The 26897-nt window shown below is 61.3% G+C and carries 22 protein-coding genes and 1 pseudogene; 16 read left to right on the top strand and 7 right to left on the bottom strand.

Annotated features, from left to right (window positions below; genetic code table 11):
- Positions 1 to 332 precede the first annotated feature (332 nt).
- A complete protein-coding gene (locus OIU37_RS16320; RefSeq protein ID WP_182210785.1) occupies positions 333 to 1034 on the bottom strand; it encodes an SDR family NAD(P)-dependent oxidoreductase in 702 nt (233 codons plus the stop codon).
- Between the two features lie 268 nt (positions 1035 to 1302).
- Between OIU37_RS16320 and OIU37_RS16315 the strand changes: the two genes are divergently transcribed.
- The 5 genes from OIU37_RS16315 to OIU37_RS16295 all read left to right on the top strand — a co-directional run bounded on the left by OIU37_RS16315 (position 1303) and on the right by OIU37_RS16295 (position 7498).
- Positions 1303 to 3099 (top strand): acyl-CoA dehydrogenase C-terminal domain-containing protein, encoded by a 1797-nt coding sequence (locus tag OIU37_RS16315; protein ID WP_182210787.1) that lies wholly within the window; start codon positions 1303 to 1305, stop codon positions 3097 to 3099.
- Positions 3100 to 3196: 97 nt separating this feature from the next.
- Entirely contained in the window at positions 3197 to 4405 is a 1209-nt protein-coding gene (locus tag OIU37_RS16310; RefSeq protein ID WP_182210789.1) for an acetyl-CoA C-acetyltransferase, read from the top strand.
- Positions 4406 to 4407: 2 nt separating this feature from the next.
- Positions 4408 to 4791 carry a cupin domain-containing protein gene (locus OIU37_RS16305; protein WP_182210791.1) on the top strand — a complete coding sequence of 128 codons (384 nt, stop codon included), beginning with the start codon at positions 4408 to 4410 and terminating at the stop codon, positions 4789 to 4791.
- A 16-nt stretch (positions 4792 to 4807) separates the two neighbouring features.
- Positions 4808 to 7021: a 3-hydroxyacyl-CoA dehydrogenase NAD-binding domain-containing protein gene (locus tag OIU37_RS16300; RefSeq protein ID WP_264258066.1), complete on the top strand. Its 2214-nt coding sequence runs from the start codon at positions 4808 to 4810 to the stop codon at positions 7019 to 7021.
- 267 nt (positions 7022 to 7288) lie between these two features.
- The gene (locus OIU37_RS16295; protein WP_003545273.1) at positions 7289 to 7498 is read left to right on the top strand and encodes a cold-shock protein; all 210 of its coding nucleotides are present in this window, start codon (positions 7289 to 7291) and stop codon (positions 7496 to 7498) included.
- Between the two features lie 480 nt (positions 7499 to 7978).
- On the opposite strand, the gene OIU37_RS16290 is transcribed toward OIU37_RS16295, so the two are convergent.
- Positions 7979 to 8479 (bottom strand): MarR family winged helix-turn-helix transcriptional regulator, encoded by a 501-nt coding sequence (locus OIU37_RS16290; RefSeq protein WP_264258065.1) that lies wholly within the window; start codon positions 8477 to 8479, stop codon positions 7979 to 7981.
- 58 nt (positions 8480 to 8537) lie between these two features.
- Here OIU37_RS16290 and OIU37_RS16285 point away from each other — a divergent pair, with 58 nt between their 5' ends.
- Both OIU37_RS16285 and OIU37_RS16280 read left to right on the top strand, forming a co-directional pair.
- Complete coding sequence (locus tag OIU37_RS16285) at positions 8538 to 8942, top strand: GFA family protein (RefSeq protein ID WP_168314513.1); 405 nt, start codon at positions 8538 to 8540, stop codon at positions 8940 to 8942.
- 108 nt (positions 8943 to 9050) lie between these two features.
- Entirely contained in the window at positions 9051 to 9494 is a 444-nt protein-coding gene (locus OIU37_RS16280) for a nuclear transport factor 2 family protein (RefSeq protein WP_171601675.1), read from the top strand.
- A 4-nt stretch (positions 9495 to 9498) separates the two neighbouring features.
- Here OIU37_RS16280 and OIU37_RS16275 read toward each other — a convergent pair whose 3' ends face one another.
- On the bottom strand, positions 9499 to 10701 hold the full coding sequence (locus OIU37_RS16275) for an MFS transporter (RefSeq protein ID WP_264258064.1): 1203 nt from the start codon (positions 10699 to 10701) through the stop codon (positions 9499 to 9501).
- 135 nt (positions 10702 to 10836) lie between these two features.
- Between OIU37_RS16275 and OIU37_RS16270 the strand changes: the two genes are divergently transcribed.
- Positions 10837 to 11394: a TetR/AcrR family transcriptional regulator gene (locus OIU37_RS16270; RefSeq protein WP_264258063.1), complete on the top strand. Its 558-nt coding sequence runs from the start codon at positions 10837 to 10839 to the stop codon at positions 11392 to 11394.
- Between the two features lie 110 nt (positions 11395 to 11504).
- Here OIU37_RS16270 and OIU37_RS16265 read toward each other — a convergent pair whose 3' ends face one another.
- On the bottom strand, positions 11505 to 15023 hold the full coding sequence (locus OIU37_RS16265; RefSeq protein ID WP_264258062.1) for a PAS domain-containing hybrid sensor histidine kinase/response regulator: 3519 nt from the start codon (positions 15021 to 15023) through the stop codon (positions 11505 to 11507).
- Positions 15024 to 15229: 206 nt separating this feature from the next.
- Between OIU37_RS16265 and mscL the strand changes: the two genes are divergently transcribed.
- From mscL to OIU37_RS16240, 5 genes are all read left to right on the top strand, one after another.
- Positions 15230 to 15667 (top strand): large conductance mechanosensitive channel protein MscL, encoded by a 438-nt coding sequence (gene mscL, locus OIU37_RS16260; protein ID WP_182210803.1) that lies wholly within the window; start codon positions 15230 to 15232, stop codon positions 15665 to 15667.
- A gap of 97 nt (positions 15668 to 15764) precedes the next feature.
- The gene (locus tag OIU37_RS16255; protein WP_264258061.1) at positions 15765 to 16931 is read left to right on the top strand and encodes a pyridoxal phosphate-dependent aminotransferase; all 1167 of its coding nucleotides are present in this window, start codon (positions 15765 to 15767) and stop codon (positions 16929 to 16931) included.
- A gap of 186 nt (positions 16932 to 17117) precedes the next feature.
- On the top strand, positions 17118 to 18152 hold the full coding sequence (galE, locus tag OIU37_RS16250) for a UDP-glucose 4-epimerase GalE (protein ID WP_240601909.1): 1035 nt from the start codon (positions 17118 to 17120) through the stop codon (positions 18150 to 18152).
- A gap of 90 nt (positions 18153 to 18242) precedes the next feature.
- Positions 18243 to 20204 (top strand): bifunctional diguanylate cyclase/phosphodiesterase, encoded by a 1962-nt coding sequence (locus OIU37_RS16245; RefSeq protein WP_264258060.1) that lies wholly within the window; start codon positions 18243 to 18245, stop codon positions 20202 to 20204.
- An 82-nt stretch (positions 20205 to 20286) separates the two neighbouring features.
- A complete protein-coding gene (locus OIU37_RS16240; RefSeq protein ID WP_264258059.1) occupies positions 20287 to 21339 on the top strand; it encodes an enoyl-CoA hydratase/isomerase family protein in 1053 nt (350 codons plus the stop codon).
- A gap of 11 nt (positions 21340 to 21350) precedes the next feature.
- On the opposite strand, the gene OIU37_RS16235 is transcribed toward OIU37_RS16240, so the two are convergent.
- Together OIU37_RS16235 and OIU37_RS16230 are read right to left on the bottom strand one after the other, a co-directional pair.
- A complete protein-coding gene (locus OIU37_RS16235; RefSeq protein ID WP_264258058.1) occupies positions 21351 to 23411 on the bottom strand; it encodes an ATP-dependent helicase in 2061 nt (686 codons plus the stop codon).
- A gap of 107 nt (positions 23412 to 23518) precedes the next feature.
- The gene (locus OIU37_RS16230) at positions 23519 to 23785 is read right to left on the bottom strand and encodes a hypothetical protein (protein ID WP_168312333.1); all 267 of its coding nucleotides are present in this window, start codon (positions 23783 to 23785) and stop codon (positions 23519 to 23521) included.
- A 177-nt stretch (positions 23786 to 23962) separates the two neighbouring features.
- Here OIU37_RS16230 and OIU37_RS16225 point away from each other — a divergent pair, with 177 nt between their 5' ends.
- Positions 23963 to 24223, top strand: coding sequence for a BON domain-containing protein (locus OIU37_RS16225; protein ID WP_264258057.1), 261 nt, complete (start codon positions 23963 to 23965; stop codon positions 24221 to 24223).
- 84 nt (positions 24224 to 24307) lie between these two features.
- Positions 24308 to 24568: a hypothetical protein gene (locus OIU37_RS16220; RefSeq protein ID WP_264258056.1), complete on the top strand. Its 261-nt coding sequence runs from the start codon at positions 24308 to 24310 to the stop codon at positions 24566 to 24568.
- A 238-nt stretch (positions 24569 to 24806) separates the two neighbouring features.
- On the opposite strand, the gene OIU37_RS16215 is transcribed toward OIU37_RS16220, so the two are convergent.
- On the bottom strand, positions 24807 to 25049 hold the full coding sequence (locus OIU37_RS16215; protein ID WP_264258055.1) for a DUF982 domain-containing protein: 243 nt from the start codon (positions 25047 to 25049) through the stop codon (positions 24807 to 24809).
- A 371-nt stretch (positions 25050 to 25420) separates the two neighbouring features.
- Here OIU37_RS16215 and OIU37_RS16210 point away from each other — a divergent pair.
- Positions 25421 to 26197 (top strand): annotated as a pseudogene (locus OIU37_RS16210) (response regulator); the annotation flags it as partial.
- Between the last annotated feature and the right edge of the window lie 700 nt (positions 26198 to 26897).

The raw sequence follows: 26897 nt of genomic DNA, 5'->3' as shown, positions 1-26897 counted from the left end.
GACTTTCCTCAAGCTGAACGGTGTAGCGGCATCCTTAGGGAACGCGAGACTGGGAAAAGGAATGCGGATCGCTACTGCTCAATCCGCACCTTTCACGAAACGTGGTAAACAAGCCGTTAATGCCGATGGGAATTTTTTAACGTTTGTGTTCCAAACGCCGTTTTTGGGGGCAATTGCCCCCGAACGCGTCATATCGAATGGCCGCTCGCGCGCTCAGGCCGGCCTGGATATTGCAGCTCGATCTTCACGCCTTCAGGGCCATAGACGAAGACTTGGCCGAGATCGGTGTCGGGAGTATCGTAATATTCGTAGCGATAGCCGCCCAGCAGGGCTCAGAAGCTCTCCGTCCAGGGCCGGACTTCAACCTCCAGCGACCATGCGCTGCGGTGCTGGCGAAGCACATCGATATAGGTCTGGGCGATCGCATCCGGCAGCAGCGTGCCATCAGGCTTTTCCGCCCGGTCCGGCCGGATCTGCGAGCGCACCGCGCCGTCGATGACGAAATGCGCGACATGAATGCCCATCGGCCCGAGTTCGCGGGCGGCACTCTGCGCAAGGCCGCGCAACGCGAACTTGCCCATCGCGAAGGGCGCCGATTGCGCAAAGCCCTTCACGCTTGCCGAGGCGCCGGTGATGAGGATGGCGCCGCGGCCGCGCGGGATCATCCGCCGCGCCGCCTGCTGCACCACCAGGAAACCGCCGAAAGCGGTGGTCGCAATCGCCTTCTCGACATCGGCGGGATCGAGTTCGGCCAGCGGGCCGCGCTGACGCGCGCTGGCATTGAAGATCACCACGTCAGGCCCGCCTATTGCGGCAGCGGCCTGTTCGAACAGTGCCACGACGCTCGCAGGCTGGGAGACGTCGGCGGTAAAGGCGCTGGCGCTGGTCTCCTTGATGAGCCCCTGCAATTTCTCGATATTGCGGGCGGCGAGCCCGACCTTGACGCCCTGCGCCGACAATTGCCGGGCGAGCGATGCGCTGATGCCGGAGCCCGCGCCGACGATAAGCGCACTCTCATAGGGAAAGTCGGTCATGATGTCTTCCTCGATGAATCGTCCCGAAGACTTAGGAAGTCCGAACGACCTGCGCTACTGCCCGGCCGACACTTCGTTCTGCGATGGACAAGCAAGATGAGATGGCGTCTGCTCCAGTGCTTTACGGCCCACGGATTCGTGCCCTCGAATTTTTTCAAGAAAAGACGACGCAACCGCAAAATTTGACGTTTACGCAAACGTCAATATTTTGTAAGACAGTGCCCAAGGCCGGCGCGACCCGGTCAGCCGAATGGGAGGAATTTGAGAGATGCCAGTCTACAAGGCCCCGGTGAACGATACGCTCTTCGTCCTGAACGACGTGCTGGGTCTCGAACGTTACAACAATCTGCCGGGTTTTGCCGACGCGACCCCCGATATGATCGAAGCGATCCTCGGCGAGGCCGGAAGGGTTGCCGAGGAAGCTCTCTTTCCGCTGAACTATTCCGGCGATCAGGAAGGCTGCACGCGCCACGACGATGCGAGCGTCTCGACGCCGAAGGGCTTCAAGGAGGCCTATAAAGCCTATCGCGACGGCGGCTGGATCGGCCTTGCCGTGCCGGAAGAATTCGGCGGCCAGGGGCTTCCCTATACGCTGCATACCGCCGTCGGCGAATATACCTCGGCCGCTAACATGTCGCTGATGATGTATCCGGGCCTGACGCAGGGCGCGATCGCAGCACTCCTCGTCCACGGTTCCGATGAGCAGAAGGCCACCTATCTGCCGAAGATGGTGGACGGCTCCTGGTCCGGCACCATGAACCTCACCGAGCCGCATTGCGGCACCGATCTCGGCATGCTGCGCACCAAGGCGGTGCCGCAGGCTGACGGCAGCTACAAGATCTCCGGCCAGAAGATCTTCATCTCCGCCGGCGAGCACGACCTGACCGACAACATTGTCCATCTGGTGCTCGCCCGCATCGAGGGCGCGCCGGAGGGCACCAAGGGCATCTCGCTCTTCATCGTTCCGAAAATCCTCGTCGGTAAGGACGGCGTGCTCGGCGCCCGCAACGCTGTCTCCTGCGGTGCGATTGAGCACAAGATGGGCATCCACGCCAACGCCACCTGCGTGATGAATTACGACGAGGCGACCGGCTTCCTGATCGGCGCCGAAAACCGCGGCCTCAACGCCATGTTTGTGATGATGAACGAGGCCCGCCTGATGGTCGGCCTGCAGGGCATCGCCATTTCCGAGATCGCCTATCAGAACGCCGCCAGCTATGCCCGCGACCGCATCCAGGGCCGCTCGTTGTCTGGCCCCAAGGCGCCGGACAAGAAGGCCGATCCGATCATCGTCCATCCGGACATTCGCCGCACGCTGATGACCATCCGCGCCTTCAACGAGGGCGGCCGCGCATTCCTGCTGTGGACCGCGCTCAAGTCCGATATCGCCCACCGCGCCAGCGACGAGAAGGAGCGCCAGACGGCCGACGATATTCTCGGCCTCGTCACCCCGATCCTCAAGGGCGTGATGACCGACAAGGGCTTCGATCATGCCGTCATGGCCCAGCAGGTCTTCGGCGGCCACGGCTATATCGAAGAGCACGGCATGAGCCAGTATGTGCGGGATGCCCGCATCGCCATGATCTATGAGGGCGCCAACGGCATCCAGGCGCTCGATCTCGTCGGCCGTAAGCTCGCCTTGAACGGTGGCCGTGCCGCCATGGCCCTCTTCAAGGAAATCGGTGATTTCTGCGAGGAGAACCGCGGCAATGAAAAGCTCTCCTTCTTCACCAAGCATCTGAAGAAGGGCTTGAACGACGTCCAGGGCGCGACCATGTGGTTCATGCAGAACGCCATGGCCAAGCCCGACAATGCCGGCGCCGGCTCGACCGACTACATGCACCTCTTCGGCCTGGTCATTCTCGGCTATATGTGGGCGAAGATGGCGAAAGCCGCCGAGGACGGCCTTGCATCCGGCGATGCCGCCCGCGAGGATTACCTGAAGAACAAGCTGATCACGGCCCGCTTCTTCATGGAACGCCTCATGCCGGAAACCGCGCTTCGCAAGGCCCGCATCGAAGCCGGCGCTGACACGATGATGGAACTGGCCGCCGAAGCGTTTTGAGCCGGTTCTCCCTCCCCCTTGTGGGGAGGGCTGGGGAGGGGTCTTTTCCCCTCCTTCCAAGATTTGAGGCAAGATAGATTGCCAGGGAGATGAGGAAATGACCGAGGTTTTCATTTACGACCACGTGCGTACGCCGCGCGGCCGCGGCAAGAAGGATGGCGCCCTGCATGAGGTGCCTTCCGTCCGCCTCGCGGCAAAGACGCTGGAAGCGATCCGCGACCGCAACGGGCTCGATACGGAAACGGTCGACGACATCATCATGGGCTGCGTCGATCCGGTCATGGATGCCGGCGCCGTCATCCCCAAGGCTGCCGCCTTCGAAGCCGGTTACTCCACCAAGGCGCCCGGCATGCAGATCTCCCGCTTCTGCGCCTCCGGCCTCGATGCCGTCAATTTCGGCGCCGGCAAGATCGCGCAAGGGGCCGACGACATCGTCATCGCGGGCGGCGTCGAAAGCATGTCCCGCGTCGGTCTCGGCATGTCCGGCGGCGCCTGGTTCATGGACCCTTCGGTGAATTTCCCGGCCTATTTCATGCCGCAGGGCGTCTCGGCCGATCTGATCGCCACCAAATACGGCTTCAGCAGAACCGATGTCGACGCTTACGCGGTCGAGAGCCAGAAGCGTGCCGCTCATGCCTGGGAAAAGGGCTGGTTCGACAAGTCGGTCGTCCCGGTTAAGGACCAGAACGGCCTGACGATCCTTGATAAGGACGAGCATATGCGCCCCGGCACGGATATGCAGGCGCTCGCCTCCCTCAATCCGTCCTTCCAGATGCCCGGCGAGATGGGCGGCTTCGAGGCCGTCGGCATCCAGGCCCATCCGGAGATCGAGCGCATCAACTATGTCCATCATGCCGGCAATTCCTCCGGCATCGTCGATGGCGCCGGCGTCGTCCTGCTCGGCTCGAAAGCCGGCGGTGAGAGCATGGGCATAAAGCCGCGCGCCCGCATCAAGGCTTTCGCCAATATCGGCTCCGATCCGGCCTTGATGCTGACCGGGCCCGTCGACGTCACCGAGAAGCTGTTGAAACGGACAGGCATGAGCCTGTCCGACATCGACCTCTTCGAACTCAACGAAGCTTTCGCTGCCGTTGTGCTGCGCTACATGCAGGCTTTCGAGATTGACCATGACAGGATCAACGTCAATGGCGGTGCAATCGCCATGGGCCATCCGCTCGGCGCCACCGGCGCGATGATCCTCGGCACGGTGCTGGACGAACTTGAACGCCGCGATCTCAACACCGCGCTGGTGACGCTCTGCATCGGCGCCGGCATGGGCACGGCAACGGTTATCGAGAGGGTCTGACAATGGGCTTCAACACCGGCACGATCGAAACCGAATATGCAGAGGTCAGCGAGTACTGGTCGCCCCGCGTCATCGCCGATCTCAACGGCCAGAGCGTCAAGCTTGCCAAGGTCCAAGGCCAACTGGCCTGGCATTCCCACCGCGACGAGGACGAGCTTTTTCTGATCTGGAAGGGGGCGCTTACCATCGAATATCGCGACCGCCCGCATGTGCATCTCAAGGCCGGTGACTTTCATGTCGTGCCGAAGGGTGTCGAGCATAATCCGGTTGCGCAGGAGGAATGCTGGATCGTGCTTTTCGAGCCGTCGCAGACCAAGCATACCGGCGATGTCGTCACCGAAAAGACGAAGACCTTAGACGCGCAGCGCAGCCATTTGCCGGCCTGATCGGGGAGGAAACGCAATGACTTACACCAATTTCACGCTCGAAACCGACGCCGACGGCATCACTCTCGTCACCTGGGACATGCCCGGCAAATCGATGAACGTCTTCACCGCCGAGGTGATGGCCGAACTCGACGCCATCATCGACGCCACGACCGCCGATGCCGCCATCAAGGGTGTCGTCGTCACCTCGGGCAAGTCCTCCTTCTCGGGCGGCGCCGATCTGTCGATGATCAAGTCGATGTTCAGCTCCTATCAGGAGGAGAAGGCAAAGAGCCCAGAGACGGCCGTACAAAACCTCTTCGGTCTGGTCGGCCGCATGAGCGGTCTGTTCCGCAAGCTCGAAACATCGGGCAAGCCCTGGGTTTCCGCTATCAACGGCACCTGCATGGGCGGCGCTTTCGAACTGTCGCTTGCCTGCCACGGCCGCGTCGCCTCCAATGCCAAGAGTGTCAAGATCGCGCTGCCCGAGGTGAAGGTCGGTATCTTCCCCGGTGCGGGCGGCACGCAGCGTGTGCCGCGTCTGGCAAACGCCCAGGATGCGCTGCAAATGATGACGACGGGCCAGTCGCTGACCGGCTCTCGCGCCAAGGCGATGAACCTCGTGCATCAGGTGGTCGAGCCCGATCAGTTGATCCCGGCCGCAAAGCAGATGATCAAGGATGGTCTGAAGCCGATCGCCCCCTGGGACGAGAAGGGCTTTAAGGCACCGGGGGGCGGCATCTGGACGCCGGCTTCCGCCCAGCTCTGGCCGGCAGCCCCGGCGATCCTGCGCAGGGAAACATCGGGCAATTACCCGGCAGCGCTTGCCATCCTGAAATGCGTCTACGAAGGCCTGCAGGTGCCGTTCGACACCGGCCTGAAGATCGAGCAGCGTTATTTCACCGAGGTGCTGCAGACCCGCGAAGCCTTCTCGATGATACGTTCGCTGTTCATCTCCATGCAGGAGCTCGGCAAGGGTGCTCGCCGCCCGGCCGGTCACGCGAAGACCGAGCTGAAGCATGTCGGCGTCGTCGGTGCCGGTTTCATGGGCGCCTCGATTGCTTATGTCACCGCCGCCGCCGGCATTCCGGTGACGCTGATCGATCGCGACATCGAAGCGGCGACCAAGGGCAAGACCGTGTCGGAAGGCCTGATCAAGGATTCTGTCGGTAAGGGACGTCTTACGCAGGATGAGGCTGCTTCATTGCTCTCCCGCATCACGCCCTCGGCAAACTATGCCGACCTCGCCAATGCCGATCTGGTCATCGAGGCGGTGTTCGAGGATCGCGAGGTGAAGAAAGCGGTCATCGAGGCGGTCGAAGCCGTGCTGCCGGAAGGCGCGGTCTTCGCCTCCAATACCTCGACCCTGCCGATCTCCGGTCTCGCCAAGAATTCGAAACGCCCTGCCGACTTCATCGGCATCCACTTCTTCTCGCCTGTCGAGAAGATGATGCTGACCGAGGTGATCCTCGGAAGCGATACCGGCGACAGGGCGCTGGCCGTTGCTCTTGATTATGTTGCAGCCATCAAGAAGACGCCGATCGTCGTCAACGACACCCGCGGCTTCTTCGTCAATCGCTGCGTGCTGCGTTACATGTCGGAAAGCTACGACATGCTGATCGAGGGCGTGCCGCCTGCGATGATCGAGAATGCCGCCAAGATGGCCGGCATGCCGGTCGGGCCCTTAGCGCTCAACGACGAGGTCGCCATCGACCTCTCGCTGAAGATCCTCAAGGCGACGGTCGCCGATCTCGGCGAAAAAGCCGTCGACCCCAGACATATGGACCTCATCTCCCGCATGGTGGAAAAGCAGGGCCGCTTCGGCCGCAAGAATTCCAAGGGCTTCTACGACTACCCGCCGAAACCGGCGAAGAAGTCCCTCTGGTCCGACCTCAAGACCCTCTACCCGCAGAAGCCGGCGGATGAGGTTGACGTCAACGTCCTCAAACAGCGTTTCCTCGTCACCATCGCGCTGGAAGCCGCCCGCACCGTCGAGGAAGGCATCGTCACCGATCCGCGTGAGGCCGATGTCGGCTCGATCCTCGGATTCGGCTTCGCGCCCTATACCGGCGGAGCGCTGAGCTATATCGACGGCATGGGCGCAAAGGCTTTCGTGGAACTGGCGGAAAAGTTAGCTTCTGCTTACGGAAGCCACTTCAAGCCGACACCGCTGCTGAAGGACATGGCCGCCAAGGGCGAGACGTTCTACGGCCGGTTCGATCCCTATGCGAAGATGGGGCAGGCGGCTTAGGCCGCCTTTACCATCCTGCCGTGGGGCAGAGGTGGCGATCACGGCACGACGTCAAGATTCCCCCTCGGCCCGACTCGACTTTCCCTTGCCGCGGCCTTGTCACGGACACAATTTCCGATTACATGTTCGCGCATCGATCTTGCTAGATGAACTTTGAAACGGCCTTTGTGTCGTTCCTGGCGAACTTCCTCCAAAATCGGTTTTCATCGCTGCTCGGCATTTATCCGAGCTGCAGTCTTCTATGAACGATTCAAAAAGGATATCGTCATGAGCACAGGTACCGTAAAGTGGTTCAACGCAACCAAGGGCTTCGGCTTCATTCAGCCGGATGACGGCGCAGCCGACGTTTTCGTCCACATCTCCGCCGTTGAACGCGCTGGCATGCGCGATCTCAAGGATGGCCAGAAGCTGTCTTACGAGCTCGTCCGCGACAACAAGTCCGGCAAGATGTCGGCAGACCGCCTCCAGGCGGCCTGAGCCTTTACAGCGCCGCGCGTCTTCTAGACGCGCAAAGGACGCTGTAACACTTTGACTTGCTGCAAAATGCAGCGGGGCTCTAAATATCATCTCCGGATCGTGACCACGGATGTACTGGCACGGTTCGTTGAGATAGCAGGGAAGGTCGGGTTAACCCGGCCTTTTTTTGTTTCTGGTTGGCTGATGTTGCGCCCTTTCCCAAGAAATGCGTCCGCGACACCCCCCTCTGCCCTGCCGGGCATCTCCCCCACAAGGAGGGAGATTGGCTGGGCGCGATGGTTTCCCCAAACAATATGCGTTGCAGCTTGACGAAACGGTAGAGAGGCGGGAAAGCCAAGCCGCTTGTGATCTCCCCACCTGTGGGGGAGATGCCCGGCAGGGCAGAGGGGGGCGGTCACGGCACGACCTTAAAGAATCTTTCGCACCGCCAAACTGAATTCGGCGCCGGCGACAACAAGTCCCGCACTACAGGCAAGTGGCTCAGCCGCGGGACGGTTCATCACCCTCCAGCATCTCCATGACCCGCGCCATCACCGCCCGCGCCGCATCGAGCTCGGCTGATGTAAACGCGGCACCCAGCCCATCGGCCCATCCGGCCTGCGCGATCTCGATGACGCCGAGCCGTGCGGCCCCTTCTTCCGTCAGCCGCACCAGCTTGGCGCGCTGATGATGCGGGTTGTCGGCATAGGCGATCAGCCCTTCGCTCTCCAGCACGTCGGCAAGCCGCTGCACGCCCTGGCGGGCGAGGCCAAGCGCGCGGGCGATCTGCGCCACCGACATGTTGCCGCGCCTTGCCGCGGCCAGAACCTGCCAGCGCGCGCTGGTTTGCCCTGCCGGCTTTGCCAACTGGTCGCCCGCCGCCGTCAGATGGCCGGCGAGGCGAAGGGCGGTGATCGCGAAAGCGGAAAAAGCATCCCCCTCCATCGTCCGCTCCGGTCGATTTTGTTTGACAACATGTTGTCGATTTTGTATCTCATCCATAATGACAACATATTGTCATATCCGAAAACTGAAGGCAACGCCGAAGGAGGAGAGCGCCATGAAGAAAACCTACAAGGGAAGCTGCCATTGCGGCAAAGTGCACTACGAGGTGGACATGGACCTCGATGAGGGCACCGGCCGCTGCAATTGTTCGATCTGCGCCAAGCGCCGCTATTGGGGCGCCAACGTCAAGCCGGAGGATTTCCGGCTGATGTGCGACCAGGCGGAAACGTCCGACTATCAGTTCAACACCAGGAGCGGTCATCACCGCTTCTGCCGCACCTGCGGTGTGCCGGCCTATGGCGACGGTTATGTCGAAGCGATCGGTGGCGCCTATGTCTCGATCAACATCGCCTGCCTCGACGATATCACACCCGAGGAACTGGCGGCGCTTCCAATTCGTTACGCCGACGGCAGGCACGATGCCTGGTGGAACGAACCGGCGGTGACGAGTTATCTCTAATGCATGATGCGAGCGGTTTCGCACAACATCATGCTCAATTCTAAAAGTCGCTGTCGAATTGCCGTCCTCCCCTTCGTCCTCTGTCCATAACGGAGAAGGAGAACGATCGTGAAAGACGAAGCAAATGCCAGGATCGAGGAAGAGGCGATTATCGCCATGCTGATGATGCGCGCCAAGGCGCTGGGCGAAAAGAATGCCAAGGACGCGCTTTCTTACGAGGCGAAGGATTCCGTCGAGTTTTCGCTGGCGCCGCCGCTTGCCTATTACGGCCAGGACGAAGCGGGTCTGCAGGCCTGGTTCGATACCTGGGAAGGCCCGATCGGCGGCGAGGTGCGCGATGCCAAACTGACGGCCGGCGAAGATGTCGCCTTCTGGAGCGGCCTCATGCATATGACGGGAACCAAGACCGATGGCGCCGAGGTCGATCTCTGGTTCCGCCAGACGCTGGGCCTTATCAAGCAGGATGGCCGATGGCTGGTCGCCCACCAGCACGCCTCGGTGCCCTTCGCCATGGATGGCAGCGGTCGGGCGTTGCTCGATCTCAAGCCGTGAAGTGTCAGGCAGCACTCCCCGCGACCTTTCGCCGGTCGGCGCGAATGCTCACCAATCCGACGCCCATCAAAAGCAGGATCGCCGTCGCATAGATATCCGTCGTCAATGCGTAACCGGCCGATTTCGCCAGGAACCCGGCAAGGATTGCCGGCAGGCTGAAAGCGAGGTAGCTCTGGACGTAGAAGGCCGACAGCAGCCCGGCCCGCTCGTCCGCCTTGGCAAGCGGCATGATGGTGCCGATCGACCCGAGGAAATTGGTGCCGAAACCGACGCCGGTAAAAATCGTGCCGACAAGCAGCAGCGGCACATTGGCGAGATGCACGCCGGCAACGACCGTCAGGATGCCGAGCGTCTTGGCCGACACGCCGAAAACCAGGTTGGCCGAGGCCGTCTTGCTTCGCCTGAAATAGACGGCGATTGCTCCGCTCACCATCAGCGCGGTGACGACGGCCCCGCCCGTCAGCGGCGCCCGGCTGCCGGTCGTGCTGGCGACCAGCGACGGGACCAGCGAGAGATAGAAGCCGGCAAGCGTCCAGTTGGCGATGTTGATCGGCGTCACCAGCGAGAGCGGCCGCTTCACCTGCGGCGGAACGGTGACCCGCGGTATCAGCGAGCCGAGCGCGCCCGGCCGCGTGCCACCGGTCTCGCCCGTCAGCCAGATGCCGGCCGCCTGCAGCGTGAAGGCGACAAGCAACAGCGCATAGGTGAGATGCATCGGGAAGGGGCCGTATTGGATCAGGGCGCTGGTGCCCACTGCCCCCACCGCCATGCCGGAAAGCGGCGCGATCGAATTGACGATCTGTCCCTTTGCCCGGTCGACATCGACGAGCGCCGCTCCGATCGAGGCGCCGGCGATCCCGGTTGCCAGCCCCTGCACGATCCGCGCCGCGATCAGCCAGGCGGGACTGCTTGCGGCGACGAAGAGCGCCATGGAGACGATTTCGAGCACGAGGGCGATAAAGATCACCGGCTTGCGGCCGAGATGATCCGAGATCGAACCGGCGATCAGCAGCGCCGCCAGCAGCGCGAAGGCGTAGACCGCGAAGATCACCGTGATCAGCACCGGCGAAACGGAGAAGTTTTCCTGATAGATCCGGTAGAGCGGCGTCGGCGCCGCGGAGGCGCCGAAAAAGGTCGCGAGCGTCAGCGCATGAAAGCCGATCGAGGGGCGCGGCGAATTCTCGGTGGATTTGGCTGCGGCGAACATATATAAGCCCCTTAAAGCTAAGCCATTGCGTTAGCTACGTAAGGCAGGCGCTCTATAAAAGCAAATTATTTGCGTTAATAGGTCTGTCAAAGATTTTGAACCATCGGTGCCGAGGAGAGAAGTCGGGTTGCCAGCATGACTGTGAAAGAGAATCTCCGTCCGGGCGGCAGAAGCGCGCGGGTTCAGGCATCGGTGCACAAGGCGGTCCGTGAGCTGATGGCCGAGATGAGCCGCGCCGACGTGACGATCCCGCTGATTGCCGGCAAGGCGGGGGTGACGCCGTCGACCATCTATCGCCGCTGGGGCGACCTGCAGGAGCTTCTCGCCGATGTCGCCGTCGATCGGCTGCGGCCGGATATGCAGCCGGTCGATGCCGGCAGCGGCAAGGCCGATCTTCAAGCCTGGGCCGAGCAATATGCCGAGGAAATGTCCTCCGGCCCGGGCCGCGAGATGATCCGCGACGTGCTGGCGGCGCAGGCGGGCGCGAATGCTTGTAAATGCAGCGAATATACCCGCGCGCAGATCGACGTCATCGCCGAGAGGGCGAAGGCTCGCGGCGAGGCTTTTCCGGATGTCGAACGCGTCATGGACCAGGTCGTGGCGCCGATCATGTACCGCATCCTGTTCGGCGATGTGCCGGCGACAGCGCGTGTGCGCGATCTGGTTGCGCGTGTCATGAGCGCGATGGACTAGAGCAATTCCAGCAAAAGTGCGTAGCGGTTTTGCGTCCGGAATTGCGTGAAAACAAAAAGATAGAGCATCTCCGTGATTCGGAGAAAAACGGAAATGCTCTAAGTTTTCAGTTACTCCGCGGCGGCGCGCTTGAGGCCGGAAATCTGGGTGATATAGGCGCGCAGCGCCGCCGGGCGTACCGGCTTGTGCTGAACGGCGATACCGTATCGCTCGGCCTCGCTGCGCACCTCCGGCGTGCGGTCGGCCGTGATCATCAGGGCAGGGATATCGGCGCCGAACTGTCGGCGCAGATGCAGGATGGCGGCAATGCCGGTGCCGTCGCCGAGATGATAATCGGCGATGACGATGTCAGGCGGTCCCTCCCGGCCATCGAGGGCGGTTACCCCGGCGAGGCAATCCAGCGCCTCCACCTCGCAGCCCCAGCCGCTGATCAGGAGCCGCATGCCTTCGAGGATCTTCGGCTCGTTATCGATGCAGAGGATCTTCAGCCCGCTCAGGGGTTGCCCCGGACGGTCGGCGGGCGCAACCGCTGCTGCCGCCGCGGCCGGGCGCGAGACGTCGAGTGGCATGGCGATGCGGAATTGCGTGCCCTTGCCATGCGTCGACTGCAGCTCGACCGGATGGTTGAGCACGCGGGCGATGCGGTCGACGATCGATAGGCCGAGCCCGAGGCCGGAGGCGGTTTTGGCACCTTCATCCAGCCGCGCGAATTCCTTGAACACGGTGCGGAATTTCGACGGTGGGATGCCGATGCCGGAATCGATCACCTGGATGATCACCTGGTTGCCGCGCCGCCGCGCCCCGACCAGCACCTTGCCGGTGATGGTGTATTTGATGGCGTTGGAGACGAGGTTCTGCACCAGTCGGCGCAGAAGATTGGGATCGGAGCGGACGCGCAGCGATGTCGGCATGACCACCAGCTTAAGCTGCTTTTCCCGCGCGATCGGCGCAAAATCGGTCTCGATGCGCTTGAGCAGGTCGGAGAGCGCGACGGCGGCGAGCCGCGGCCGCATGGCGCCGGTATCGAGCCTGGATATATCGAGCACCGCGCCGAGAATGGTCTCGACCGATTCCAGTGCGGAATCGATGTTGCGCACGATCGGGCTGTTGTCGGATTGCGCCATGCGCTCGACCAGAGCCGAGGAATAAAGCCGGGCGGCATTGAGTGGCTGCAGGATGTCGTGGCCGGCGGCGGCGAAAAAGCGTGTCTTGCCGATATTCGCCTCGTCGGCGGCCGCGCGCGCCTCGCCGAGTTCGCGGTTGACGCGGGTCAGCTCGGCCGTGCGTTCGGCGACGCGCTGCTCCAGCGTCTCGTTCGCCTGTTTCAGCGCCTGGTCGGCGTTCACGCGCTGGGTGATGTCGGTGAACGTGGCGACGATACCCTTGTCCGGCATGGCGTTGGAGCGCACCTCGATGATCCGCTCGCCGCCGCCGAGCACCAGCGAGAAGGGTTTGTCGAGCGTCAGGAAATGTCGCACCGTCTGGCTGAGATCGCCAGGCGCGATATCGCCGCGCTGGATGAGCGTGGTGACGATATCAGACAAGGGAAAACCGACCTGTCCGGCACTTTCCGGCAGATCCAGCAATTGCCGGAAGCGCCGGTTCCATATCGTCAGCCGGTTGGAACTGTCGAAGACGGCAATGCCCTGGTCCATCTGCGAAAGCGCCGTCTGCAGCATGTCCTGGTTATATTGCAGCGCCTCGCTCGCCTGGTCGAGCAACCAGGCGGTGTCGGAAGAGGCATCCTCGATCTTCTGCAGGATCAATGACAGCACCAGCCGGGCCGAGGACGAGCCGATGGCGCTGCCGAGCAGTTGTTCGCTGAAATGGATGAGCGCCATGTCGGCCGGCTGCTCGTCCTCCAGCTTGCGGCCGGAGCCTTGTTCGTAAGTCGTGAAAGAACGCTGCATGCGTTCTTCGCCGAGATAACGTGAGATCGCCGCCTTGAGGTCGCCGACGCTGATGCGAGTCTTCCAGCCGCGCGTGGCAAATTGCGAGCGCGAATGCCGCTTGACGAAGATGCCGGCCTGAATGCGCTCCAGCGGCTTGGCGTTGCGGGTGAGCGAGCCGACGACGAAGAAGGCGCTGTTGACGAGCAGGCTCATCGCCGTCGCATTGACCAGCGGATCGGCGTCGGGCGCGGTGAACAGCGTGGTCCCGGGAAAGATGAAGCCGAGTACGGCGCTCGCCACATAGGAATAGTCGGGGCCGCCGAGCGAGGGCAGGAACAGCAGGTAGATCCAGATGATGAAGCCGGAGGTCAGCCCGAGGATCGCGCCGCGCGCATTCGCCCGCCGCCAGATCAGCCCGCCGAAGAGCGCTGGGGCGATTTGCGCGATCGCGGCAAAGGAAAGAAGGCCGATTGAGGCAAGGCCGGCGGTGCTGTCGGTCGAACGGTAATAGGCGTAGCCGAACAGCAGCACGGCGAAAATGGCGCTGCGGCGGATGTTGAGCAGTGTCTTGGCGAAATTGTCGCGCAGGCTGGCGCGACCGGCGAGTTTGCGCCGGAGGAAGATCGGCATGACGATGTCGTTCGACACCATGATCGACAGCGCCACGGAATCGACGATCACCATCGCCGTTGCAGCGGAGAAACCGCCGATGAAGATGATCAGCGAAATGACGGGCATCTGGCCGGCAAGCGGCAGCGACAGCATGTAGAAATCGGCATTGCCGGTGCCGCCGAAGGTCAAGAGCCCGCCGATCGCCACCGGCAGCACGAAGAGATTGATGGCGATGAGATAGCTGGGAAACAGGAAACCCGCGAGTTTCAGCTGTTTCGGTGTCCGGTTTTCGACAACCGTCACGTGGAATTGCCGCGGCAGCAGGATGATCGCAAAGGCCGACAAGATGATCAGGGTGATCCAGCGGCTGATCGGTGTGTGGTAGCTAAGCGCCGACATGACCAGCTCATTGTCGAGGGTCTTGCGCCAGAGATCGGTCGGACCGTCGAACAGAAACCAGATGACGCAGACGCCGGCCGTCAGGAAGGCGACGAGCTTGACCACGGATTCCATCGAGACGGCGAGGATCAGGCCGTCCTGGTGTTCCGTCGCATCCGTATGCCGCGTGCCGAACATGATGGCGAAACAGGCAAGCACCAGCGTCGCGGCGAGCGGCAGATCGAGGAAATAGAGGTTGCCGCTGCCTATGCCGTAATCGGACGGATTGACCATGGCGCTGACGGTGCTCGAGATCGCCTTGAGCTGCAGCGCGATATAAGGAATGGCGCCGATCAGCGAGATCAGTGCGACGATCGTTGCGACCGTCGGGTTCTTGCCGTAGCGCGCGGCGACGAAATCGGCGACCGAGGTGAGCTTCTCCGCCTTGGCGAGCTCGATGATGCGGCGAAGCAACGGCATGCCGAGCGTGAAGACCAGGATGGGGCCGATATAGATGCCGGCAAATTCCAAGCCGCGCTGCGCCGCAAGCCCGACGCTGCCGAAATAGGTCCAGGAGGTGCAGTAGATCGCAAGGCTCAGCGCATAGACGACGGGCCATCCGCCTTCCAGCGTGCCCGGGCCGAGCTTGCCCTGGCTACGGTTCTTGCGGTCGCCATAGCTTGCCACGGCGAAAAGCAGGAGCAGATAGCCGAAGGCAGACGCGAATATAACCCAGCCTGGAAGCATTGACCCTCCGCCGGCGGAAAAACCGCCGGGACCTCCCGCAACATGGGTCAGCTTAAGTTATTTCAAGCACTTTGAGAATTCCCGCCGGTCTAGGCCTTAAGTCAAAGACCGCACGGGGTATCCCCAAACAATTACGATTACCGATTGATTAATTGCAATGAAGATGTAGCTAATAAAAACAATTGTATCGAAGGGAGACGGATCCGATGCTCAATGAGTTCAAGGCCTTTATCGCCCGCGGCAATGTCATGGATCTTGCAGTCGGCGTCATCATCGGCGGCGCCTTCGGTGGCATCGTCAAATCTCTGGTGGATGACCTTATCATGCCGATCGTCGGCGCCATTTTCGGCGGCTTCGATTTTTCGAATTACTTCTTCCCACTCTCGTCGGCGGTCAACGCGCCGTCGCTCGCCGCCGCCCGCGCCCAGGGAGCTGTCTTTGCCTATGGCAGTTTCCTCACCGTGCTCATCAACTTCCTCATTCTCGCCTGGATCATCTTCCTGATGGTCAAGGGCGTGAACATCCTGCGTGCCCAGGTCGAGCGCCAGGAAAAGGCGGCACCGGAAGAGCTGCCCCCGCCGCCGGCAGACGTTCAACTGCTGACGGAAATCCGCGATCTTCTCGCCCAGCGCCCGACGGCTTGATCCGGGCTCAATCATCACCAAAATCGATATGCCATCACTGGTTATCATGGGATTTGCCGGCGCAAATCCGCTATGAAGGCGAAAACCGGAGATATGCATGTCGATCGTCAGCAGCCTCAGCCCGCGCGCCCTGGCGGCGCCCGAAAGCGGGATCGTCGAACTCGTCAACTATGCCCGTGGCCGTGAAGGCCTGCTGCCGCTCTGGGTGGGTGAGGGCGATCTGCCGACGCCTGATTTCATCAGCAGGGCGGCGATGGATGCGCTTGCCGCCGGCGAGACCTTTTACACCTGGCAGCGCGGCATTCCCGAGCTTCGCCAGGCGCTTTCGGATTATTACGTCAGACATTTCGGAATCCGGCTTCCGGTCGAGCATTTCTACGTCACCGGTTCCGGCATGCAGGCGATCCAGCTCAGCGTTCAGGCGTTGACCTCGCCAGGTGACGAATTCGTCTATCTCACCCCCGCCTGGCCGAATATCGCCGCCGCCCTCGAAATCGCAGGCGCACGTTCGGTCGGTGTCGAACTGCAGTTCGAAGGCGGCAAATGGGCGGTCGATCTCAACCGCATCGAAGCCGCCATCACGGAGAAGACCAAGGGCCTCTTCATCAACACGCCGTCGAACCCGACGGGCTGGACAGCAACGAAGAAGGATCTCGCCGATATCCTGGCGCTGGCCCGCAAGCATGACCTCTGGATCATGGCGGATGAGATCTACGCCCTCTACTATTTTCCAGGCGGTCGCGCGGCCTCCTTCCTCGATGTGATGGAGCCCGACGACAAGATCATCTTCGTCAATTCCTTCTCGAAAAACTGGTCGATGACGGGCTGGCGCGTCGGCTGGATCGTCGCACCCCCTGAGATGGGCCAGGTGCTCGAAAACCTTATCCAATATTCGACGTCGGGCGTCGCCCAGTTCACGCAGAAGGGCGCCGTCGCTGCCCTGGACAAGGGCGACGATTTCATCGCTGCCAATATCGCCAAGGCGGCCCGCTCCCGCGATATTCTCTGCGATGCGCTGATTGCCACCAACCGCGTCGAGACGCTGAAGCCGGATGGCGCGATCTATGCCTTCCTGAAGATCGACGGCGTCGCCGACAGCCGCAAGGCAGCGCTCGACATCGTCGACAAGACAGGCGTCGGCCTTGCTCCCGGCACCGCTTTCGGACCGGGCGGCGAACTTTTCCTGCGCGCCTGTTTCCTGCGTGATCCCACGCAGGTGGCGATCGCGGCCGAGCGTCTCTGCGACTATATCCTCAAGCTCTAACGGGACGATTTTGTGCCGGAATCGCCGGATCGATAAAACTCTAGCAAAGCCCGAAATCGGCCTCTAACCACGACTCCAAACATACCCGTTCAAAGGCCTTCCAACGGCCGTTCGATAAGAAAATTGGAAAGAAAAACCGGCGCCTGATGCCCCTGCTTCTAAAAAACGAAAGCAGGGATGCGGGACATGGCGGTTTTGGTGACGGGCGGGGCCGGATATATCGGCAGTCACATGGTTTGGGCGCTGCTCGATGCGGGCGAGGATGTGGTCGTGCTCGACCGCCTCTCCACAGGCTTTCGCTGGGCCGTGGCGCCGGCGGCGCGTTTCTATCTCGGCGACGTTGCCGATCCGGACATATTGAAAAAGGTCTTCATCGAAAACGACATCGAGGCGATCATCCATTTCGCCGGCTCCGCCGTCGTCCCGGTCTCGGTCGCCGATCCGCTCTCTTATTACGACAACAATTCCGGCAAAACCCGGGCGCTGCTGAGCGCTTCGGTCAAGGCCGGTATCCGCAACTTCGTCTTCTCTTCGACGGCGGCCGTCTACGGCCAGCAAAAGACCGACCTGCCGGTGAAGGAGACGGCCCCCCTCAATCCGGAAAATCCTTACGGCCAGTCGAAGCTGATGACCGAATTCATGCTGCGCGATGCCGCCGCCGCTTATGATTTCAACTATGTCGCGCTTCGCTATTTCAACGTCGCCGGCGCCGACCCGCACCACCGCGCCGGCCAGTCGACCTCAGGCGCCACGCACCTCATCAAGGTCGCCTGCGAGGCAGCGCTCGGCAGGCGCGACAGCGTCCATGTCTACGGCATCGACTATCCCACCCACGACGGCACCGGCGTGCGCGACTACATCCATGTCAGCGATCTCACGGATGCACATCTGAAAGCGCTGCAGCACCTGCGCAGGGACAAGGGCTCGCTGGTTGCCAATTGCGGTTATGGCAGCGGTTATTCCGTGCTCGACGTGCTGAACATGGTCACCCGCCTGCACGGCCATTCCTTCAAGATCCACATGGCGCCGCGCCGCGCCGGCGATTCGGCAAGCGTCGTCGCGGACGCTTCGCTCGCAAGGCAGGTGCTCGACTGGAAGCCCAGATACGATTCGCTGGAAACCATCGTCCAGAGCTCGCTCGATTGGGAACTGTTCCTGTCGAACAAGAACGTCGACGACCTGCACAGCATCCACCGGGCACTCGCCGCCGCGTCGTTCTGAGCGACCGACCTGCCGGTTCCTGCATGACACGACTTGAATAAGGAAAAATCAAACTTTCTCTGGCGGGCTCTGGCTGACGGAAAGGAGAAGATGAAGAACTTTCTGGCCTCATTGCAGCTGCAAAAAGACAACCCGACACTTCTGACGGCGCAGTTCCGAGCCCTGTCGTCGCAGATCCCCATTCTCTATGTCCTCTTGATCATCAACGCCCTTGCGGTGGCGATCACCCATCTCAAATCCGCGCCCCTTTGGCTCTCGCTCTACATTCCCGTGGTCTTGAGCGTCGTCTGTGTCTTTCGTCTCTGCTGGTGGGAGATCCGCGGCAAGGAAAACGTCACCGCCGAGCGTGCCTACAGGTTGATGAAGGTGACGATATCGGGGGCTGGCATCCTGGCCGTCGCCTTCGGTAGCTGGGCGATCGCGCTTTACCAATATGGCGATGCTTCCCAGCAGGGTCAGATCGCCTATTTCCTCGTGGTGACTGGGATTTCTTGCATCTTTTGCCTGATGCACCTGCCGATGGCGGCGGCGCTGACCACGGTCATCACCTTCTGCGCCATGGTCGCGACCTTCTTGTTCTCGGGCAATCCCGTTTTCGTGGCGACGGCCATCAGCGGCCTCTTCCTGATCCTGCCTTTCCTCAGGGTGATCAACAGCTATTTCCAGAATTTCGTCGGTCTCGTGCAATTGACCGAGGAATTGAAGCAAAAGCAGGCGGAAGCCGAGGAGCTCAACCTCGTCAACAGCCGCAACGCGCTGCATGATCAACTGACCGGCCTTGCCAACCGCCGCAGCTTCTTTCTCTCGCTGGAAAAACGGCTGCAGAAGAATCCCTCTTCGCCGCCCGTCCTCGGCATTCTCGATCTCGATGGTTTCAAGCCGGTCAACGACGTCTTCGGCCATGCCGCCGGCGATCTCGTGCTCAAGGAGACGGCCCGCCGCTTCGTCGCGCTGGTCGGCGAAGAGGGCATCGTCTCCCGTCTCGGCGGCGATGAGTTCGGGATCATCTTCCCCTGTTCGATGACGCGGCAGGCGATCGCCGATCTCGGCCAGGCGCTCTGTGCTGCCGTCCGCGACCCTTTCGAAATCCCCGACGGCTCGGTCCGCGTCTTCGGCTCCTGCGGCATCGTCTATCCCGATATCGGCACATACACCGCCGAAGATCTCTACGAGAAAGCGGACTTCGCTCTTTACCAGGTCAAGAGCAAGCGCAGCAGCGGCGTCGAATTCTTTTCAGCCGAGCACGAGAAGATCCTGACGCAGCGCCACCTGATCGAACTCGAACTGCAGGCGAATGATTTCGCCAAGGAATTGAAACTCGATTATCAGCCGATCGTCGACTTGAGGAGCGGCCGCGTCGTCGCTTACGAGGCGCTCGCCCGCTGGGACAGCGCCCGCTTCGGCCGCATCAGTCCCGAAGCCTTCATTCCCGCTGCCGAGCGCACGGCGGTTATCGGCCGCATGACCCGCATCCTCTTCGCCAAGGCGCTCGAAGCGCTGGCGATCATTCCACGGCATCTGAGCCTGTCTTTCAATCTCTCGGCGCGCGATATTTGCGACCACGAGACCTCGATGGCGCTGCTTGCCATGATCACCCGCTCCGGCATCGATCCGAAGCGCATCGAGTTCGAGATTACCGAGACCGCATTGCTCTCCGATTTCGACACCGCCGATCAGGTGATATCAATGCTGCGCGCTGCCGGCATCTCGATCGCGCTTGACGATTTCGGCACCGGCTATTCGAGCCTCAGCCATATTCATCGTCTCGGCTTTGACAAGCTGAAGATCGACAAATCCTTCGTGATGAATTTCGATCGCGACGCCCGCTGCATGAACATCACCCGCTCGGTCGCCAATCTCTGCCAGAATCTCGGCATTGCCTCCGTCGCCGAAGGCGTCGAAAGCGAAGAGATCGCCGAGGGATTGAAGGCGATGGGCGTTCGTCTGGCGCAGGGCTATCATTTCTCGCGGCCGCTGCCGCTGGAACTTGCCATCGATTACGCCGCCCGGTGCGAGGCCTCAGCCTCCGCCCGTAATTCGCTGTCTGCCTGAACCCAATCTCCGACCGGTCTTAAATCGACTGGAGCGAAGCTACGTCGTCGTCTATTCATGGTCTCAACAGATGAGGTGAACCATGCAAGACGGCGAAGTCATCATTGAGCGGCTGGGGACTGTTGCTATCATCCGCCTCAACCGGCCGCGGGCGCTGAACAGCCTGACGCTGCCGATGATCCGGGCGATCACTGCGGCCCTTCACACTTTTGCCGGTGATCCCGAGGTGACAAGCGTCGTGATGACGGGGGAGGGCGAACGCGGCTTCTGCGCCGGCGGCGATATCCGCGCCCTGCATGAGAGCGCCCGCGCCGGCGATGGACTGGCGGCAAGCTTCTGGCGCGAGGAATTCCGCCTCAACCATATGATCGCCGCCTACCCCAAACCCTATGTCGCGCTGATGGACGGCATCACCATGGGCGGCGGCGTCGGCCTGTCGTCGCACGGCCGCCACCGCGTCGTCTCCGAGCGCACCCGGCTGGCCATGCCCGAAACCGGCATCGGCTATGTCCCGGATGTCGGCGCCACCTGGCTGCTGCCACGCGCACCCGGTGAAGCCGGAACATGGCTCGGCCTGACAGGGCTTGATATTGGCGCGGCCGATGCAATCCACGCTGGGCTTGCCGACCTTCAGATCGCGTCGTCGAGGCTCGGCGAAGCGATCGATGCTCTCTCCGGCCTGCCGCGCGGAAGTTCATCCGGCGATGTCGATGCCGTCTTGCAGGAGCTTTCGGAACCTCAGGGAGAAAGCCGACTCAGGCAGAACGCGGCGACGATCGATCGCGCCTTTCGTTTCGACAGCGTCGAGGAGATCCTGGCAGCACTTGCCGGGGAGGAGGGCGATTTCGCCGCTGAGACGCGCCGGGTGCTGCTGACGCGTTCGCCGACCAGCCTGAAGCTCGCTTTGCGACTGTTCAGGGCCGGACGCCATAGCGCCTCGCTTGCCGAATGCCTCGGCCGGGAACTCGGCGCCTGCCTGCAGATGCTTGATAATCCCGATTTCTTCGAGGGTATTCGCGCCGCCGTCATCGACAAGGACCGCAATCCGAAATGGTCGCCTGCATCAGTCGAGGCTGTGGAGTCAGCAAGGATCGAGCATTTCCTGAAACCGGCCGAACCGCCGCTTTCGCTCTGAAGTCTATCCAGTTATCGCCACATGCCGCGCATGCGGGCGCCGACATCGATGCGCACCTGCCGCGCCTGCTGCTGGGCGGCGCTGCCAGATTTCACCTGCGGCCAGCTGCAGGCTTCGAAGAACTGCAGCAGCGTTGCCGGAATGAAGCGGCTGCGTGAGGCATAGACGTGCCGGTCGCCCTGCGAGTTCTGCCCATAGGTGAAGAAGCGTTGCGGAACGACGAGGTCGAGACCATCCCGAGCGCGCGTCATGGCGACATAGAGCAGCCGGCGTTCCTCTTCGATTTCGGCGGTGGTGCCGACGGCGAGGTCGCTCGGTATGCATCCGTCGACGACATTCAGCATGAAGACCCTCGTCCATTCCTGGCCCTTGGCGGAATGGATGGTGGACAGGATGAGATAGTCTTCGTCGAGAAGCGGTACGCCCGCCTGGTCGCTGGTCGCATCCGGCGGATCGAGGGTGAGCTCGGTAAGAAAGCGCTCGCGTGAGGCATAACCGCTAGCGATCTGCTCGAGCTGCAACAAGTCGGCCTGTCGCGTCGCGGCATCCTCGTGCAGCCGTTCCAGATGCGGTGCGTACCATTCCCGTGCCAGGCCGATCTCTGCCGGCCAGCCGGCCTTGCCGGTCTTCAGCTCCTGCAGCATCGAAACGAACGTTGTCCAGTCCTCGCCGGAGCGCGGTGGCGCCGGCATGGCGCCAAGAGCAGTAATCGGGCTGGCATCCTCGGCCATCAGGTCGAGCGCCTTTTGCGCCGTCGACGGCCCGACGCCCGGCAGGATCTGCATCAGCCGGAAGCCCGCCACCCGGTCGCGGGGGTTTTGCGCGAAGCGAAGGGCGGCCAGCATGTCCTTCACATGCGCGCTGTCGAGAAACTTCAGCCCGCCGAATTTGACGAAGGGGATGTTGCGCCGGGTCAGCTCGACTTCCAGCGGCCCGCTGTGATGCGAGGCGCGGAAGAGCACGGCCTGCTGCTTGAGCGTGAGGCCTTCCTCGCGATTGTCGAGAACCATGTCGGTGATGTAGCGCGCCTGCTCGGCCTCGTCGCGCACCGTGACGAGGCGCGGCCGCTCGGACGATTGCCGCTTGGTCCAGAGGTTCTTGGTGAAGCGCTCCGAGGCAAGATCGATGACGGCGTTGGCGGCAGCGAGGATCGGCTGCGTCGAGCGGTAGTTACGGTCGAGCGTGACGATATTGGCGGCCGGGCTGAAGGCGGCGGGAAAATCGAGGATGTTGCGCACCGTCGCAGCGCGGAAGGAATAGATCGACTGCGCATCGTCGCCGACGACGGTCAGCCCCTGGCCTTGGGGCTTCAGCGCTAGCAGGATCGAGGCCTGCAGCCGGTTGGTGTCTTGATATTCGTCGACCAGCACATGGTCGAAACGGCTGCCGATATCCTCGGCAATCATCGCTTCGCCGACCATCTGCGCCCAGTAGAGCAGTAGATCGTCGTAATCGAGCACGTTCTGGCTCTGCTTGGCCTCGACATAGCTGGCGAATAGTTCGCGCAGCTGTTTCTCCCACGTCGCGCACCAGGGAAAGACGTCGCGCAGCACGAGGTCGAGCGCGGTTTCCGAATTCACCGCCCTGGAATAGATGGCAAGGCAGGTGCCCTTTGTGGGAAAACGGCTTTCCGTCTTCGAGAAGCCGAGGTCGTGCCGGATCAGGTTCATCAGATCGGCGCTGTCTTCGCGGTCGTGGATGGTGAAATCCGGATCGAGGCCGATCTGCTCCGCATAATCCCGCAGCAGCCGCGCGCCGATGCCGTGGAAGGTGCCGGACCAGGACAGCGCGTCCGCCATCACGCCGGCATTCGAACCAAGCACATCGCGGCAGATGCGCTCGACGCGTCGCGCCATCTCGGCGGCGGCCCGACGCGAGAAGGTCATCAAAAGGATGCGGCGGGGGTCGGCGCCTTTGACGATGAGATGGGCGACGCGATGCGCCAAGGTATTCGTCTTGCCGGAGCCGGCGCCGGCAATGACCAGCAGCGGCCCGGCAATATGGCTGCCGTCGATGAGCGTGCCGTGCTCGACGGCCATGCGCTGCTGCGGATTGAGCTTTTCGAGATACATCCAGCCGTCCGGTCGGGCTCCCGCAGAATCACTGGGGAAAGATTAGATGTTCCTTGAATGTTCGCGATTGCCGCCGCTGTCAAGCGATCTGGCGCGCTGGCAACATCTCAGTCGGGGAAATCCGGACCGATCTCGCGCCGCACCAGCTTCAGGCTGCGGTCGGGCTGAAGGATATAGGTTTCCTCCACGCGCTGTCCCGTCCCGTTGTAGAACTGGTGATAGACGGCGCTGCCGACTGGCGACTTGCTGAGCTTCGTTCGCGGCTGGCCGCCATAGGTAATGCTGCCGGGAATGGGTTCCAGCGCCGGGCTATCGGCCGAGGAACAGCCGGCAAGCAAAGCCCCGGCAAACAAGGCGGACAGAAGCGCTTTCATCGTCATCATCCCTCTTTCGACTGCAGCCAGATATGGAAGCGGCGGCGCCTTTCGCCAAGGGTAGCCATGCCACCGCGCAGGTATCGCTGTCGAGCAAGCTCTTCTTTTCCGGGGGACGCAACGAAATGCGTCACTGCGGCGTTAACAGACATCAACCAACATCAGGAAACGTTCACGGTGCTCGGCTTTCCAGCATTCACGGGGCATGGCGAGCCCGGCCGGCAGGGCCACAGCGATGCCGCGACGCGCGCCTCGGTAGAGAGCGCCCTTCATGCGGCCGCCGATATCGAAGCCGGCGAAATCACCGTCAGCATATCGGGCTCCTATGTCACCCTCGAAGGCTTCGTGCGCCGGCGGGGTGATGTCGAGCGGGCGGTCGAGATCACCGAGAGCATCGTCGGCCGAGGCTATGTGCACAGTCGCCTGCTGCGACGCTAGCCGGCCAGCGCCGTCATGTCGCATGAAGGGAACCAAAACGCCCTCCCGCGGGTTGAAAGGCGGACCTAAACGCTGGAGAACCTCATGCAGTCGCTTCTTCGCATCTCTGCAATGACCGTGATAACAGGCGGTGTCTTTGCCGGCTCCGCCCATGCCTCGCTGGAAACCGGCACGAATTATTCCGCTTTGCCGAAGGACCAGATCGCCCTCAACGAATATACGGGGGCCCTCGCCTGCCAGCCGGTAGAGCCTCACTATCTTCCCTCCTTCATCCGCGCGGCAGATGGCACGATCATCGGTGTCGGTTATGTCGAGATCGAGAATGAGAGCGGCGCTGATTGCTGAAAAAGGCGGTCCTGCTCGGACGAGGCTCGCCTGCGTTCCCGCAGAGGTGACGAGCCTCTAACCATCATCATGATGGCTGGTAGTCTTCTATTGAGCACCTGTACCAGGCGCAACGCCCTTTGCGCCAAAACCCGGCACGCACTTGTTGCAGGGTCAAACCAAAATTAAAGCATTGTCCCGTTCCGGCACGCTTGCGCGCCCAGAAGGCGAAAATCGCCCGAAATTCCTTGCGGAAGTGCTAATGCAGCTTCAGCTTCGCCTCTTCGGCGGCCGCCAGGAACTCGGCTCTTGCTTCTTCCACGCTCTTGCGCCCATCGAGCGCCGCCCGGCAGGCGCTGCGGGCCTTGATATAACGAAGCCCGCGCACACTCGGCCAGAGATCCGCCAGGCACTTCAGCGCATCGAACGGACCATTGACCGTTCGCGCATCGGCACCTTCGAAACCGACATTGACCGGACTGTTCCATCTTTCAGTTGCCATCGATGCTCCTCCACGATTTGTCGACAGAAACGAAGTGCAGCATCTCCCAGTTCCTCCGGGGAGATTTTGCGATAGTTAATATTCTAGCGTGATTTTCACCGTCAGCAATGGGCGGATCGTCGCTGATGCCGCTGCGAGCGGCCTCGCGTCGACCGATGAGGGGATATGATGGACGGCTTTGATGAGAAGCAGCAGATGATGACGTGTTTCGGAAGAGGTAGGGACCGATGGCGATGCCCTGTTGCGGATCGCTTGTGAGCACGGGCGGAAGGCACCATCGCCATAAGATTGGGTGAGGGCGAATAGCCTTCTTGTCAATGCATCCGACGGGACCCATAAGTTGTTTTGATAACAGGGTCGAGGGCCGGGGAATGACCGCGCGCATATTGGTGGTTGACGATATATTGGCGAATGTGAAGCTGTTAGAAGCGCGCCTTCTCGCAGAATATTTCCAAGTACTGACTGCCGCCGATGGTAATGAGGCACTAGCGATCTGCGAGCGAACCCAAGTCGATCTCATTCTGCTCGATGTCATGATGCCCGGCCTCGATGGCTTCGAGGTGTGCGAGCGGTTAAAGGCCAAAGGAAAGACGGCGCATATCCCGGTCATCTTCATAACCGCTCTCGATCAGCCCGCCGACCGCGTCCGCGGCCTGAAAGCCGGCGCGGACGACTTTCTGACGAAACCGGTCAACGATCTCCAGCTGATCTCCCGCGTGAAAAGCCTGCTGCGGCTAGCCGAAACTCAAACCAGATCCCATGTTGTGCGAAACGCCACGAACCCTGCAAGCGTTCTCCTCGTGGATGCACGGGCCAACTCGCAGGGACAGATCATCAAAACATTGAAGCCCGTTGCGGATGTGGCAGCGATCTCCGATCCGCAGGCAGCCCTTTTCGAAGCGGCCGAAAACTGGTTTGATCTGGTTATCGTCAACGCCAATTTCGACGACTACGATCCGCTTCGCCTCTGCTCTCGATTCCGTTCGCTGGAGCGCACGCGGTTTGTGCCAATCATGCTGATTACCGAGCGAGGCGCCGACGATATTGTGATCCGTGCACTCGACCTCGGAATCAATGACTATATCTTCCGCCCGATCGATCCCAGCGAGTTCCTAGCCCGTTGTGATAACCTCCTCAATAAAAAGAAGCGAGCGCTGCACACCTCAACCGTTGAAGGTGGCGGCAGGTCGCATGGTGAAACAAAACATCACCCGGGCGCTCTTCTGTTCGACTTTGTCGATGGAAGGCTCACTATTATCCCTAGTTCTGGAACGGTTTCTTCTCCTGACCGAGCCAATGCAGCAGCGGCACTTGAGGTTGTTATCAACGATGCGCATCGTCTTGATGAGACGTTGGTTAAATCGAATGCAGATTATCGGCTGATAGAGATTTTTCGAACCCTTTCAGCGCTAACATCTTCCGGCGAGAACGTAATCAAACTCGGATTGATGAACATCGAGTGCCTGCAGATGGCAGAATCGTTCGACAGAGCCGGCGAATTGTCTGCCCATCTTTTCGGCGCTTTGCGAACCCAGTGCTTGAAGACGCACATGTACGTTTCCCAATTCGAGGAGTGGAATAAATTCTCAGCGAATGCCACTGAAATCTCCGTTGATGACAGTGACGTTCCTCGTCTTACCGACACAGTTAACAATCTCGCTACCGAACTATCCTGGCAGACCAATGATGTTGACACCAACGTACCTAAGTCGCTCGAGTTTTTGCTCGGACTCGTTCATGAGCCTCGAAGAACCTCCAAAAAAGCAGTTTACGCTTTGATATCGGTGATCGAAGGAATAGCGCTTTCCGTTGCCCGCTATTGTAGCGATATATTGGAGGGCTCCGCGA

Origin of the sequence: Rhizobium sp. BT-226 (genome assembly GCF_025847085.2) — a bacterium.
GTDB lineage: Bacteria > Pseudomonadota > Alphaproteobacteria > Rhizobiales > Rhizobiaceae > Rhizobium > Rhizobium sophorae.
Note: the sequence above shows the minus strand (reverse complement) of the source record. Positions and strands in the feature narration are given on the sequence as shown.